At 65.5% G+C, this 13,511-nt stretch carries 12 protein-coding genes and 1 pseudogene; 2 read left to right on the forward strand and 11 right to left on the reverse strand.

Annotated features, from left to right (window positions below):
* Nucleotides 1-15: 15 nt before the first annotated feature.
* A complete protein-coding gene (locus K2Z83_RS06615) occupies nt 16-1,251 on the reverse strand; it encodes an ABC transporter ATP-binding protein (protein WP_220594376.1) in 1,236 nt (411 codons plus the stop codon).
* Between the two features lie 181 nt (nt 1,252-1,432).
* Here K2Z83_RS06615 and K2Z83_RS29815 point away from each other — a divergent pair, with 181 nt between their 5' ends.
* The gene (locus tag K2Z83_RS29815; protein WP_370650089.1) at nt 1,433-1,747 is read left to right on the forward strand and encodes a four helix bundle protein; all 315 of its coding nucleotides are present in this window, start codon (nt 1,433-1,435) and stop codon (nt 1,745-1,747) included.
* A 255-nt stretch (nt 1,748-2,002) separates the two neighbouring features.
* Here the strand turns inward: K2Z83_RS29815 and K2Z83_RS06620 are convergent.
* The 5 genes and pseudogenes from K2Z83_RS06620 to K2Z83_RS06640 form a co-directional block, all read right to left on the reverse strand.
* Nucleotides 2,003-3,370, reverse strand: a pseudogene (locus K2Z83_RS06620) (ATP-binding protein); the annotation flags it as partial.
* A 212-nt stretch (nt 3,371-3,582) separates the two neighbouring features.
* Nucleotides 3,583-5,412 (reverse strand): PAS domain-containing protein, encoded by a 1,830-nt coding sequence (locus K2Z83_RS06625; RefSeq protein ID WP_220594378.1) that lies wholly within the window; start codon nt 5,410-5,412, stop codon nt 3,583-3,585.
* 113 nt (nt 5,413-5,525) lie between these two features.
* Nucleotides 5,526-6,536, reverse strand: a complete 1,011-nt coding sequence (locus tag K2Z83_RS06630; protein WP_255603426.1) for an NUDIX hydrolase — start codon at nt 6,534-6,536, stop codon at nt 5,526-5,528.
* Between the two features lie 82 nt (nt 6,537-6,618).
* Nucleotides 6,619-7,443 carry a PHP domain-containing protein gene (locus K2Z83_RS06635; RefSeq protein WP_220594379.1) on the reverse strand — a complete coding sequence of 275 codons (825 nt, stop codon included), beginning with the start codon at nt 7,441-7,443 and terminating at the stop codon, nt 6,619-6,621.
* A gap of 3 nt (nt 7,444-7,446) precedes the next feature.
* A complete protein-coding gene (locus tag K2Z83_RS06640) occupies nt 7,447-8,022 on the reverse strand; it encodes a rhodanese-like domain-containing protein (protein WP_220594380.1) in 576 nt (191 codons plus the stop codon).
* Nucleotides 8,023-8,220: 198 nt separating this feature from the next.
* Between K2Z83_RS06640 and K2Z83_RS06645 the strand changes: the two genes are divergently transcribed.
* A complete protein-coding gene (locus K2Z83_RS06645; protein ID WP_220594381.1) occupies nt 8,221-9,186 on the forward strand; it encodes an MBL fold metallo-hydrolase in 966 nt (321 codons plus the stop codon).
* Nucleotides 9,187-9,273: 87 nt separating this feature from the next.
* On the opposite strand, the gene K2Z83_RS06650 is transcribed toward K2Z83_RS06645, so the two are convergent.
* The 5 genes from K2Z83_RS06650 to nrfD form a co-directional block, all read right to left on the reverse strand.
* Complete coding sequence (locus K2Z83_RS06650) at nt 9,274-9,585, reverse strand: hypothetical protein (RefSeq protein ID WP_220594382.1); 312 nt, start codon at nt 9,583-9,585, stop codon at nt 9,274-9,276.
* Nucleotides 9,585-10,775 (reverse strand): hypothetical protein, encoded by a 1,191-nt coding sequence (locus tag K2Z83_RS06655; protein WP_255603447.1) that lies wholly within the window; start codon nt 10,773-10,775, stop codon nt 9,585-9,587. The genes K2Z83_RS06650 and K2Z83_RS06655 overlap by 1 nt, the downstream gene beginning before the upstream one ends.
* Before the next feature lie 97 nt (nt 10,776-10,872).
* Nucleotides 10,873-11,505: a cytochrome c gene (locus tag K2Z83_RS06660; RefSeq protein WP_220594384.1), complete on the reverse strand. Its 633-nt coding sequence runs from the start codon at nt 11,503-11,505 to the stop codon at nt 10,873-10,875.
* A gap of 10 nt (nt 11,506-11,515) precedes the next feature.
* On the reverse strand, nt 11,516-12,061 hold the full coding sequence (locus K2Z83_RS06665; protein WP_220594385.1) for a DUF3341 domain-containing protein: 546 nt from the start codon (nt 12,059-12,061) through the stop codon (nt 11,516-11,518).
* 53 nt (nt 12,062-12,114) lie between these two features.
* The gene (gene nrfD / locus K2Z83_RS06670) at nt 12,115-13,509 is read right to left on the reverse strand and encodes an NrfD/PsrC family molybdoenzyme membrane anchor subunit (RefSeq protein WP_255603448.1); all 1,395 of its coding nucleotides are present in this window, start codon (nt 13,507-13,509) and stop codon (nt 12,115-12,117) included.
* Nucleotides 13,510-13,511: the final 2 nt, after the last annotated feature.

The following is a 13,511-nucleotide window of genomic DNA, read 5'->3' on the forward strand; positions in this document are numbered from 1 at the left end:
GTAACCGGCGACTCACTATTCACCCTCCCAGCGCCACGCGCCGGAGAGGGCGAGCGTCCCATAGCGCTCGCGGGAGCCATCGCCATGCACCACCAGGCTGTAGAGCCGGTCGTGCATATCGTAGGTGTGCATCTGCGTCGAGTCGACCACAGCGGCGCTCAGGCTGTAGCGCCCGGTCAGCAGGGGCAGGTTGGCGACGGTGTACTCGACGACGCCCGCGCCGCTGACCCGGCCGATCCGCAGCTCCTCGAAGCCGGAGTTCGGCCCGCTGAGCCAGATCCCGTTGTCCATATAGAAGCCGACCCCGAAGACCGGGGCGTCGATCGGCTGGTGGGCCGTGTAGTGGATGCGGACGGTCAGCGGCTCGTGGGTGCGGAAGGTGGCCTGCTCCTCGCCGGCGCGGTCGAGCAGCTGCACGCGGGTGATCTCGATCTCGCGGGTGCCGCGGCGGAAGGGGTTGTTGCCGCCATCGGGCGGCATGTCGGCGGGGCGCTCGGCGGCGAGCCGCTCCTGCTCCTGGCGGTTCACATCGGCCAGGTAGGCGTCGATCACCTCGCTGGCCTCGCCGCTGGCCTTCATCTGGCCGTGGTCGAGCCAGACAGCCACATCGCAGAGCGAGCGCACCACCTCCAGGGCGTGCGAGACGAAGATGATCGTCTTGCCGGCCCGGCGGAAGCCGTAGATGCGCTCCATACACTTGCGCTGGAAGGCCTCGTCGCCGACGGCCAGCACCTCATCGGTGATCAGGATGTCGGGGTCGACGGCGGTGGCCACGGCGAAGGCCAGGCGGGTGTACATGCCCGACGAGTAGTGCTTGATCTCGGTGTCGATAAAGTCGCCGATATCGGCGAAGGAGGCGATCTCGGGCAGCTTGGCGGCCATCTCGGCGCGGCCGAGGCCCATCAGCGAGCCGTAGAGGAAGACGTTCTCACGGCCGGAGAGCTCGGGGTGGAAGCCGCTGCCCAGCTCGAGCAGGGCGGCGATCCGGCCCTGGGCGCGGATGCGGCCGGAGGTCGGCTCCAGGATGCGCGTCATCAGCTTGAGGATGGTGCTCTTGCCGGCGCCGTTGTGGCCCACCAGCCCCAGGCTCTGGCCCGGCTCCACGACAAAGCTCACATCGCGCACGGCCCAGAACTCCTCGCCGGACGGGCGGCGGTTGAACACCCCGGCCACCCGCTCCTGGATGGTGTCGCGCCGCTCCTTGTGCAGGATGAAGCGCTTGCTGACGGACTCAAACTCAATGACTGTCATAAGGGTACAGGGTACAGGGTACAGGGTACAGGGTAGAACATATAAACAGCCTCCGTAACATTCTGATGATTAATACGGTTCAAGAAGTGAGCTATCGAGATCGTACCGTACGTTGCAAGCCATTGGAGCTATGATGACGCCTATTTCATCGCACCGTGAACTATTTGTCTGGCAGAAGAGCATGAACCTCGCCGAACATATCTACGGGCTGGTCGCCCGCTTTCCTCGTCACGAGCAGTATGCGCTCATATCGCAGGTGTCGCGGGCCGCAGTATCTGTGCCGGCAAATATCGCCGAAGGCTATTACCGCACCACGCCTCGTGAATACAGCCGGTTCCTGGCAATTGCCCAAGGATCACTCATGGAGCTTGAAACGCTTCTGTCGCTTGCAAACCGATTCCGTTATGTTGATGATGCTACCGCAGCGCCAGCATTCGCCCTGATCACTGAGATCAGCAAGATGCTCACATCCCTCCGAAAAAATCTGCCATCCTAAGTCTGTCGCTGTCCCCTGTCCCCGCACGGCCACGTCCGGCCGGCGGGCGATGGCCTGGGCCACGGCATCCTCGCCCGTGCGGGCGGTGATCACCCGGCACCCGGAGCGGGCGAGCAGCTCGGCGTTGAGCGCCAGGCTCGGCTCGTCATCGTCGGCGATCAGCACGAGGGGCGGCGTGGCCCACGCGGGGGAGACGGCCTCAGGCATGTCGGTCACCGCCAGGGCCGTGTGCTCGTCCGCCGACCAGGGCAGGCTGACGGTGAAGCGGCTGCCCTGGCCGAGGGCGCTCTCCAGGCGGATGTCGCCGCCGTGGAGCGCCACCAGGCGGCGGACGAGCGCGAGCCCCAGCCCGCTCCCGCCATACTGCCGCGCCAGCCGCGTGTCTGCCTGGACGAACGGCTCGAAGATCCGCTCCTGATCCGCCGGCGCGATGCCGATGCCACTGTCCCACACGCTGAACTGGATGTGCTGGCGCGCGGCGTCGGCGCTCACCTCCAGGTCGACCTGCCCGCCCTCGGGGGTGAACTTCACCGCGTTGCTCAGCAGGTTGACCAGGATCTGGGTGAGCCGACGATCGTCGGCGCGCAGCTCGACCAGCCCCGGCGCGACGGTCTGGCGCAGGGTGATCTGCTTCGCCTGGGCGCTTGACTCGATGAACTGCACGGCGATCTGGCAGACCAGGCTGACGCTGACCGGCTGGAGATCGAGCGTCTCGCGGCCCACGGCGATGCGCGACAGGTCGAGGATATCGGAGAGCAGCGCGAGCAGGTGGTGCCCGCTCTGCGCGAGGGTGGCCAGCGCCTGGCGCTGCGCTGCTGTGAGGGGGCCGTAGATCTCCTCGGACAGCGCCTCGGCGATACTCAGGACAATGCTCAGCGGCGTGCGCAGCTCGTGGCTCATCATGGCCAGGAACTCGTCTTTCAGCCGCAGGGCGCGCTCCAGGTCGCTGTTCGTGCTGCGCAGGTGCTCCTCGCTCGCCCGTAGATCGTCCGTCCGCTCCGCCACGCGATGCTCAAGGGTGGCGTTCAGATCGCGCACGGCCTGCTCAGCCCGCACCCGCGCGCTGACATCGCTGATCACCGTGCGCTGGCCGACCGCCTCGCCGCGCTCCTCCGGCGGGATGGTGGTCTCCAGCCGCGCCCAGAAGACGCTCTGATCTGCGCGCAGCATGCGCAGCTCACACACGTGCGGCCCGCCCGCCGTCGCCAGCCGCTTGCGGTAGCGGTAGTAGATCTCCTGATCGTCAGGGAGGACAAACTGGGCGAGCGGATGCCGGATCATGGCCTCCCGCGGCACACCGAGCGCGCTCACCGCCGTCAGGTTCGCCTCCTGGATGATCCCCTGGGCGCTCAGGGTGAAGTAGCTGATCGGGGCCAGGTCGTAGAGGGCGAAGTAGCGGGCGCGCGCGATCTCCAGCTCCTCCTGGGCGCGGCGCAGCTCCTCGTTCTGCATCTCCAGCTCGATCTGATGCACGCGCAGCTCGTGGAGCAGGCGCGCGCCCTCCTCGGGCGAGCGGGCGATCTGCTCGGCGCCCTCCCGGACCATCGCCTCGGCCCGCTGGCGGAGGGCCGGATCGCTATCGGTCTGGGGGGGGATTGTGCGCTCATCCCTGCTGCGCTCCATAGGCGATGGTCCCTATTATTCGCAATACCGCATAAGTCACGCTGTGCGCCGCCGGGGGGCTGAAGCCCCATGTGCATGAGGTTAATGGCTTTCGTGTAGTAGGGCCGAAGCATTCGCACCGGATGAATCTGCGTGTCGCACATGCGTGAGGTGCGAATGCTTCGGCCCTACGGTTCCCCCGGTGGGGATGGGCCGCACCGGCGCTACTGCCTTCATTCGGTCTGGCGCGCCTGCTCGTTCTTTCTGCGCTCGGTGATATCGTGAAAGATCATGATCAGGCTCGGCTCGGCCTCGCCCTCAAGCTGCTCGGCGGAGAGGAGCGTCCAGCGCCGCCCGCCGGAGGACTGCAGGGTCTCCAGCTCCATGTCGCGCACGGCTCCATCCTGCTGGAGCCGTTCGCGCACGCGCTGCCAGTCGGCCGGGTCGGCGAAGACCCTGAGGTCGTGCAGGCTGCGCCCGATGATCTGCTGCCGGCTGGAGCCGAACAGGGCCTCCCAGCTGGCGTTGATATCGAGGACGACCCCATCGGACTGCTGGCAGACGACGAGCCCGTCGGGGATCGCCCGGAATGCCTTGGCGAACTTGGCCTCGCTGCTGCGCAGGGCCAGCTCGAAGAGCTTACGCTGGGAGATATCGACGAAGGTGAGCACGGCGCCCTCGATCATATGCTCCAGGGTGCGGTAGGGCCGGATGCTCATCAGATACCAGGTGCCCAAGCGGGTCTGCACCTCGGCGTCCTTGGGCACCAGGGTGTCGTGCACCTCGCGCACATCCTCAACCAGGCGGCTGTAGCCCACCAGGTTCGAGGCGATATCGCCCACCGGCCGGCCGACATCGGGCTTGATCAGGTTGATCACATGGGTGATCGCCGGCGTGAAGCGCGAGATGCGCAGATCCATATCTACAAAAAGCGTGCCAACCCCGGTGCCGGCCAGCAGGTTGTTCATGTCGTTGTTGGCCCGCGAGAGGTCGAAGACCTTATTCTGCAGCTCGGCGTTCACCGTGGACAGCTCCTCGTTGACCGACTGGAGCTCCTCCTTCGAGGTCTCCAGCTCCTCGTTGGTCGACTGGAGCTCCTCGTTGAGCGACTGGAGCTCCTCGTTGGCCGACATGAGCTCCTCGTTCGCGGTCTCCATCTCCTCTAGGGTGGTCTGGAGGTACTCCTCCTTGGCCCGCAGCTCGTGCTCAAGGGCGGCGATGCGCCGCTCGCTATCGGAGCCAGGCGACTCGGCGCCCTCAGCCTCCTGGGGCGGGCTGATGTCGGTCGGCAGCGCCTCCTCAATAACGACCAGGAACGCGTCGATCACAGACGCGCCAGCGGTGATAGCCGTCGCCGGCCGCACCGTCAGGTTGACCGTGGTGAATGAGCCGTTCGTGCGCACCCGCAGCCCGGCGTAGCGCACCGGCTCGCGCTCGGAGACCGCGCGGTGCAGGGCGGTGGTCAGCTCGCGCCGCAGCCCCTCGCGGGCCATCGACAGCATATTCATGCCGGCGTCGCCGGGGGCGGGCTCAAGGTAGCTGCCGCTGCGCCCGACGATGTGCAGGATCTCGCCCCGGCTGTTGACCAGGATGCCGACCGGGTCGTAGTGGGCCAGCAGGGAGCGCTCGGTGATGCTGCGCAGGTCGACCTTCGCGGCGGTCTGGCTGGCCCCGCGCCTGAGCTGCGGCGCAGCATCGCCCGCGGCCAAGATCGGGACGAAGTCGCTCAGCGCCGGGCGGGCCGTGCCTGGGGAGCCCTCCTGGCGCATGTAGAGCTTCCACTTGCGGTCCAGCGCGGAGAAGAGCGTCATAAACTCGCCGATCGTCTCGGATGTGCCCAGGAAGAGCACGCCGGACGGGGCCAGGGCGTAGTGGAACAGCGGGATGAGCTTGCGCTGCAGGTCCGCGTTCATATAGATCAGCAGGTTGCGGCAGCTGATCAGGTTCAGCTTCGAGAAGGGCGGGTCCTTGATCACATCCTGCACCGAGAAGATCAGCAGATCGCGGATGGTCTTATGGACGCGGTAGCCGCTGCCGTCGGGGATCTGGACAAAGGCCCGCATGCAAGACGTTCCGTCACACCCTGCGCCATCACTGAGACACTGAAGGATGCGCGCACGGATCTGTGTCTCAGCACCTCAGTGTCTCAGCGCCTCAGGGATGGCGCCTCAGTGATCTACCCGCCGCCCATAAGCAGATCAGCGACCACGCGATGAGAGACAGCGCGGAAGGCCCCCCAGGCCCGCCAGCTCCCGCCGATCGCGCGGTCCTGACGGTCGTCCAGCCCCTCAAGAAAGCTCGCCAGATCATAGAGATCGGCCACCGTCGCCTCGCCGAAGGCCTCGACCCGCTCCTCGGGGTCCTGCACCACCAGCTCGCCGCCGATCTCGTCGAGCAGGAAGGCGAAGGACAGGAAGGCATAGGCGTCGGGCGGGGTCTGCGGGGCGCGGTAGGCGATCAGGGCCAGGAAGCGCCGCACCTCCACATCGAGGCTTGTCTCCTCGGCCACCTCGCGCAGCAGCCCGGCCTCGATCCGCTCGCCCGGCTTCACGCCGCCCGTGAGCAGGCGCATCACCCCTGGTGGGTAGATATCCTTGCGGAAGGTCAGCAGGCGACCGCTGCGCCGCCGGATGACCATGCACACCTCGCCGATTCGGTCGCGGCTCGTCAGCGGGTCAAACACGCCGTCGGGGATATCGGCCAGCACCAGCGCCGGGCCGCCGTAGCGCGCCGCGAGCGCAACAACCTGGTCGGCGATCTCGGCGGGGAGCGCCAGATCGATCGCGCCAACCCCACCCTCTGCGGGGTCGGGAAGGCCCACGCAGCCCGGCACATCCTGGAGCCGGTAGAAGACCTGGAGCCCGAGCGCCTGGGCCTGGGCCACCATCTGGTCGGCCCCCTGGGATGGCCCTCCCACGCGCAGGATCGCGTCGCAGCGCGCCAGGATGCGCTCGGCGACCGGGTGAAAGATCTCGGTGAAGGGCGCGTCGCCCGCCCGCCGCGACCCGGCGAGGTCGGCCAGGGGCAGCGCGTACCACTCGCCGAGCACCGGCAGGTGCCCGGCCCGGAAGAGCGGCAGGGCCAAGGCCTCCATCGCCCGGACATGCGCCGTCATCTTCTGCGGGTCGTCGCCCGTCCCCGAGCGGTACGGCCCGGCGATCAGGATCATCAATGAGGGCGTGTGCATACGATTCCTTTAGGTGTCATTGTCACTAGCACCGCCAGCCGCGCATGGCGAGCACAGACAGATCACACCGCCCCGGTGTGGTTCAGGCCGGCAGCCGATCAAGCAGGCCGCGCACCAGATCAGGCGGGATGGCGGCCAGCGACTGGTGTGGGTGGTGGCTGTCGTTGCCGCCGGAGACGAGCAGCCCGTGGAGCCGGGCCTGGCCGAGCAGAAATGCCCGCATCTCGGGGCTGTGGCTCGGGTAGTAGACCTCGACCCCGTCCAGGCCGGCGGTCGCCAGGGCGGCGATATCGCCGGCGTCGGCGGGCACGGCGTAGATGCCCTTGCTGCGGCCGGGGTGGGCCAGCACGGCGAGGGAGCCCAGGTGATGGGCCACGGCGATCACCTCATCGACCCCTGGCGGGCTGTAGGCGCCGGGCAGCTCGGTGAGCAGGTAGCGCATCCCGGCCTCCTCATCGCCCTCGCCGCCGACGCGGCCGGGCAGCTCATTCTGGGCGGCCAGGGCCGTTGCCACATCGGCCACATTTGGCGTGCGTCCGAGCGCCTCCAGGCCGCCCAGCCGAAACCCGCGCCGGGGCAGGTCGGCCATCAGCCGGCGCGCGTCCTCGGCATTCCGCGAGAAGACCGCATCGCAGAGGGCCAGCAGCTCCGGCGCCTGCGGGTCGGCGCCATAGACGAGGGTGTGCCAGAGCTTACCCCCGTAGCAGCTGTCGATCTCGACGCCGGAGATCACCCGCAGGCCGTGGCGCGCGCCGGCCACCTGGAGCGCGCGCACGCTGGCTGTCGTGTTATGGTCGGCGGCGGCGATCACCGTCAGCCCGCGCGCGGATGCCGTCGCGGCCAGATCATCAGGCGCCCACGAGGAGTGGTGCGGCGTCGCCGTCGTGTGGATGTGTAGGTCGATCATCGCCTACTTCTCCACCGGGTTCCCGGCCTGCTGCCAGTCCTGAAAGCCGCCCTCAAGGGCGATCACCGTGGGGTAGCCCAGATCCATAAAGATCTGCGCGCCGCGCTGCCCCGACTCGGGGCGCGACGCGTCGCCATAGGCGATGATCGAGGAGCCAGCCGGCAAATTATTCAGGCGGGCCTCCAGATCCTGCGAGGTGATCGTCAGCGCGCCGGGAATGTGCCCGGCGGTGTAGTCGCTGCCGGCGCGCACATCGATGAACAGCGCCTCCCCGGCATCCAGCTTCGCGCGGGCCTCGGCCAGGCTGATCACTGTAACCTTCGCGCCATTCGGGTCGAGGCCGCCGTGGGCCGATGGCAGCGCCGTGCCATCCGTCGCCGCCGTCGCGCTTATCGCCGGGTGGTCAGCCGGCAGCGAGTTGGCGGTGATCGTCGTCGTCGTGCTGGGCAGATCCCGTATCGTCAGGGCAAACGTCACCAGGGCGGCCACAATCGCGATAGCGCCGAAGATCACCGCCGGCAACACCCACATTGGAAGCTCACGCCGGACATCCGGCGGCGTATCAGTTTGCTGAGCCATTGCTATTCCTTGATTGCAGATTGCAGATTGCAGGTTGCCCGCTGTACGGTGCCAACCCACAACCAGCACGCCAAAATCCGGCGTTACCTCGCAGCCATTCTACAGCATGTCGCGCAAAGCCTGAGCAAGGCCGCCGCAGGCCAATGGTATACTTGGCGGCACCCAGCATCCACCATCTACAGTTTCACGGAGAGCCCCATGTCCATTGTCACCCTCGCCCCGGACATCATCCAAGTCCAGCTACCGCTGCCCTTCGCCCTGCGCAGCGTAAACTGCTACCTGCTGCGCGACGCGGAGGGCTGGACAGTGCTCGACACCGGGCTGCACACGCCCGATGGTGAGGACGCATGGCGCTCCACGCTCGCCGAGCTCAGGATCAAGCCGCACGACATCCGCCAGATCGTGCTGACCCACTTTCACCCCGACCACTACGGCATGGCCGGATGGCTCCAGGCGCTCAGCGGGGCACCCGTCCTGATCTCCCCGCGCGATGCCGAACAGGTCGGGGAGGTCTGGGAGATTCCCGAGGGAACCGAGGACCCGACCCTGGCCCACTTCACGCGCCACGGGGTGCCGGGCGAGCTGACGGGAACCATCGTGGGGGTGGTGGAGATGCTGCGCGGGGACACGCTGCCCCACCCGAAGCTAAGCCTGATCAGTGCGGGCGAGCGGATCGCCATGGGCGGGCGGGACTTTCTGGCCATCCACGCACCCGGCCACAGCGACGGCCAGCTGATCTTCTTCTCAGAGGGTGACGGCCTGATGCTCTGCGGCGACCACGTGCTAATGAAGATCACGCCGCACATTGGCTGGTGGCCAAATAGCGAGCCGGACCCGCTCGGGCGCTACCTGGGGTCGCTGGAAGCGCTGGAGTCGCTGCCGGTGCGGCTGGCGCTGTCGGGGCACAGGGGCGTGATCGCGGACTGGCCCGGGCGGCTGCGCGAGCTACGGCTCCACCACGAGGAGCGACTGGGGGCGATGGCGGCGGCAGTCGGCGCATCGGCCAACGCCTACGAGGTGGCCACACGCACCTTCGCGATGGAGCGCTACACCCCGCACGAGATCCGCTTCGCCGTCGCCGAGACTGTCGCCCACCTAGAGCTGCTGGTGCTGCGGGGAGAGCTGCGGCACGAGGGGGATGCGCATATTCGCTACATAGCGTAGGCTCCAGAATGTCCAAATGGCTCATTGAGATGGCCAGCGAGGCTGGCCATCTCAATGAGCCATTTGATGTTTTCCCGAGCGACAGCCCTACGGCGTCGGGCTGGGGTTATCGCGCACCGGGAGGCCGCGCTCAACGATCAGCTGCATCGCCCGGTCGATCGGAATATGCACATTCCCCTCTATCGTATTGCCGTAGGTGCTGAGCAGCTCCGTGTCCCGCGCCACATACTGCCTATAGGTCGTGCCCGTATCCACCAGCGGCGCCGGGGTGAAGGGAAGGCGGCCAGCGAGAAGGATCAGCAGGGAAACCAGCACAAAAGCGATCACCAGTGCCGTCATAATACGCAGGGCGCTCGGTGGCTGCACCTGGGCCTCATAGGCGCGGAAACGGTAGTTCATTAGTGATCCCCTCCGACGTGCAGCCACTCCATATTCGGGTCGTTGAGCGGCAGAATCGAGACGCGCTGTATATTCCAGGCAAAGATCGCCAGCCAGATGCCGGTCAGGCCCACAAGCGCGGCGTAGTGCATCCAGCTAACCTGAGCGATGTTCTCGTGGAAGGCGGGCAGAACAATCCAGGAGATATCGACGACGCGCATGAGGATGATCAGCGCGGCGATGGGGGCCATCGTAGCCACGTTCTGCTTGCGGCGCCGCGAGAGGAGCAGGAAGAAGGGCAGGAAGAACTGGAACAGCATCATGATCGGCACTAGTGTGAGCCAGCCGCCGTGGGTACGGACGACGTACCAAGGCGTAAACTCAGCCACATCACCCGACCAGATGATGTTGTACTGCATGTAGGTCACATACGTCCACAGCACCGTGAAGCCCAGCAGCAGCTTCGAAATATCGTGGAAGGGCTTGATCGTCACGTGGGCCTTGAAGGTCTCGATGTCCTGAACCTGGCTGAACATCAGGACCAGGAAGGCCAGCATTATCAGGCCCGAGCTCACCATATACTGGACGCCGTACATCGACGAGAACCAGTGCGGGTCGAGTGACATTGTCCAGTCAAACGAGGCAAAGGTGATACTAATCACGAAGAGCGCCAAGCCGATACCGCTGAGCATGCGCATGCGACCTGCGACGGCCTCGTTGCCCTTGCGGTCCTGCGTGACCGACCAGGAGCGCAGCATAAAGGCCAGACCAGACCACAGCACAAAGTAGATCACCGAGCGGACGGTGAAGAACATCGGCGACATCCAGGGCACCTTATGGTAGATGCCGGGGTCGAACTCGGGACTTCCCGGCGTAACGACCGCCGGGTTGGCCCACTCGTAGAGCGGGTGCGACATCCCGATCGCACCGCTCGTGCTCGGCAATGTCGCCAGGATAATCGGGATGAACAGCAGGCCCATCACTGGCATCACCAGGGCGCCCGCCTCAAGCATACGCCGCACCGTGACGCCCCATGCGCCACCGGTGAGGTGCTGGAGCATCAGAAAGCCCAGGCTGCCTAGAGCCAGGCCCATAGTAAAGTAGAAGCCGAACAGGTAGGAGCGAAAGAACAGATCGGCGCCGACAATGAAGTAGCCAACCAGAAGTAGCGCGATACCGATCACCGCCGCGCCAATGCCAATCGTCTGCAACCGGCTAAGCTGCGGAACCCTGGTAGGTGCAAGAGAAGTAGTTGCCATGCGAGAGCCTTCTAGTGCGCCAGCGCGGCTGACGCCGGGAGATTACCTATTATCTGCCGAGCTGCGCACGCGCTTCGGGGGGCACATCGTCCACCGTTGCGTTCTGGCTGAGCTGGAGGGCGCGGATGTACGCTGCGATCGCCCAGCGATCCTCAGGCTTCACGCGCGAGGCGTAGCTAAACATCGACTGATAGCCGCCGTTATTCGGGTCACCCCGGTAGACCCCGTTGGTGATCACATCGAAGAAGTGACCGATCGGGGCGTCAAGCAGGCGCTGCTGGTGGAAGTTCGCCGGCACAATGGCACCGCGCTCAGCGACCATGCTCTGGCCGAAACCGGCGACACCGTGGCAGACAGAGCAGTAGATCGTGAACTGCTGCTGGCCGCGGGCCAGGAGATCCGCCGTCACAGGGAAGGGCATCACATCGCCCAGCTGGCCGTCGATCATGCCGGTATACAGGTAGGTATCAGTCTGCACCTGGCCAACAGCCACCGTCCCGGGGACATTCGGGCGGGACGATCGCCCATCGGCGAAGAAGCTGCTTGGCTCGTAGGTCTGGAACTTCGGCTGGCTATACATGTCGGTATGACACGCCGCCAGCAGCAGAGCGAAGAGCCCAACCCAGCCATAGCGTACAAGCCGGGCGAGTGTCGCGAAGCGGCGTGAGCGTAGCGTCTGCATCAGAACATCCTCAGTGCGAGACATCAGAGACCTGGAGGGGGTTGAGCCCACGCAGGAACTGCGATGTCTGCGCCCGATCGAAGAGTGGATCTGCCGACTCAATACAGAGGAAGAAGGCGTCTTGCGAGGCGCGCTCAAAGCGCGGCGCGTTGAACACCGGGTGGTAGGGCATAGGCAGGCCGTTCAGCGCGATCATGCCGAACACGGCACCGAAAGCGGCAAACAGAATACCCAGCTCAAAGGTAATCGGGATCATCGAGGCCCAGTTGGTGATGTCATTCGGGCGGCCACCGATGATATAGGGGTAGTCGATAAACTCGCCGATATACTGGGTGATAAATCCGGTCGAGGCACCGATCAGACCGGAGATCAACACGATCCGCGGCACGCCAGTGTCGCCGGGCATCACCTCGTGGGACACTTCCTCAATTGGGAAGGGCGAGTAGGCATCCATCTTACGGTAGCCTGCCGCGCGGGCTTGCTTCGAAGCCTCGATCAGCGCGTTAGGGCTATCGAACTCAGCCATCACGCCATAGATATCGCCTGGTGCTTGCATATCTTTCACCGGGGTGCGGGCTGACTGGATCACCAGCCCGCACACAGCTAGAGCTAGTCCGCCGACGCCGAACCATGTGCCTGGCCATGGTCCTGACCATGCGCGGCGGCCTCGCGGCGGTGCGCGCGCTCCGTCTCCTGGTGCAGGAACATCCGGATTTCAAAGATGTTGATCATCGGCAGGACGCGCACGAACAGGAAGGTCAGCGTCATGAAGAGGCCGATCGTGCCGATGTAGAGCGACCAATCCCAGATCGTGGGGATGTAGATATCCCACGATGACGGCAGGTAGTCGCGCTGGAGCGAGATCACGATGATCACATAGCGCTCAAGCCACATGCCCACGCTGATGATCGCCGAGATGATCAGCAGTGCCGGGATATTCTGGCGCACGCGGCGGAACCAGAGTGGCTGGATAGCGATGGCGTTGCAGAATATCAGGCTGTAGTAGGCCCAGGCGCTCGGGCCGCTCAAGCGATTGAAGAGCAGGTACTGCTCATACTTGCTGCTGCTGTAGAGCGAGCCGAAGACCTCCATGAAGTAGCCATAGACCACCAGCATGCCGGTTGTCAGCATCACCTTGGCCATCACATCGAGGTGGCGGATAGTGACGTAGCTCTGGAAGCCATAGAAGGTACGCACGGGGATCATCAGTAGCAGCACCATCGCAAAGCCCGCGAAGACGGCGCCGGCGACGAAGTAGGGTGGGAAGACCGTCACCTGCCAGCCAGGCACCTGGGCGATAGCGAAGTCGAGTGAGATGATCGAGTGTACCGAGAGCACCAGCGGCGTTGAGAGCCCGGCCAGCAGCAGCGAGGCCATCTCATAGCGGTGCCAGTGGCGGGCCGAGCCCCGCCAGCCCATGGCCGCCAGTCCATAGATTCGCTTGACCAGCGGGTTCGTCGCCCGATCGCGCAGGGTGGCAAAGTCAGGGATCAGACCGACCAGCCAGAAAAGGATCGAAACTGTCGCATACGTCGAGACCGCGAACACGTCCCAGTCGAGGGCGCTGCGGAAGTTCGGCCACAGCCCGTGGGTGTTCGGATAGGGGATGAGCCAGTAGAACAGCCAGGGCCGCCCGAGGTGGAGGATCGGGTACTGGCCGGCGCAGGCCACGGCGAAGAGTGTCATCGCCTCGGCGAAGCGGTTGATCGAGTTGCGCCAGCCCTGGTTCAGCAGCAGCAGAATGGCTGAGATCAGGGTGCCGGCGTGGCCGATACCGATCCACCAGACGAAGTTGATGATGTCCATGCCCCAGCCGACCGGGATATTAATACCCCAGATACCGACGCCCCTGATCAGCAGCCAGGTGACCGAGACCAGGAAGACCATCAACAGCGCGAAGGACACGGCAAAGCCGAGGAACCATCCTCTCGGCGTCTTGAGCGGGGCGGTCAGAGGCACATCGCCAATCGTGCTACTGATCGACGTGTACGTCTCGCCCGGCAGCA

The organism is Oscillochloris sp. ZM17-4 (genome assembly GCF_019599295.1).
GTDB lineage: Bacteria > Chloroflexota > Chloroflexia > Chloroflexales > Chloroflexaceae > Oscillochloris.

Excerpts from the sequence above, each read along its gene's own strand:
- K2Z83_RS06615 (WP_220594376.1), bottom strand. The coding sequence starts at position 1,251 with ATGACAGTCATTGAGTTTGAGTCCGTCAGCAAGCGCTTCATCCTGCAC.
- K2Z83_RS29815 (WP_370650089.1), top strand. The coding sequence starts at position 1,433 with ATGAACCTCGCCGAACATATCTACGGGCTGGTCGCCCGCTTTCCTCGT.
- K2Z83_RS06625 (WP_220594378.1), bottom strand. The coding sequence starts at position 5,412 with ATGCGGGCCTTTGTCCAGATCCCCGACGGCAGCGGCTACCGCGTCCAT.
- K2Z83_RS06630 (WP_255603426.1), bottom strand. The coding sequence starts at position 6,536 with ATGCACACGCCCTCATTGATGATCCTGATCGCCGGGCCGTACCGCTCG.
- K2Z83_RS06635 (WP_220594379.1), bottom strand. The coding sequence starts at position 7,443 with ATGATCGACCTACACATCCACACGACGGCGACGCCGCACCACTCCTCG.
- K2Z83_RS06640 (WP_220594380.1), bottom strand. The coding sequence starts at position 8,022 with ATGGCTCAGCAAACTGATACGCCGCCGGATGTCCGGCGTGAGCTTCCA.
- K2Z83_RS06645 (WP_220594381.1), top strand. The coding sequence starts at position 8,221 with ATGTCCATTGTCACCCTCGCCCCGGACATCATCCAAGTCCAGCTACCG.
- K2Z83_RS06650 (WP_220594382.1), bottom strand. The coding sequence starts at position 9,585 with ATGAACTACCGTTTCCGCGCCTATGAGGCCCAGGTGCAGCCACCGAGC.
- K2Z83_RS06660 (WP_220594384.1), bottom strand. The coding sequence starts at position 11,505 with ATGCAGACGCTACGCTCACGCCGCTTCGCGACACTCGCCCGGCTTGTA.
- K2Z83_RS06665 (WP_220594385.1), bottom strand. The coding sequence starts at position 12,061 with ATGCAAGCACCAGGCGATATCTATGGCGTGATGGCTGAGTTCGATAGC.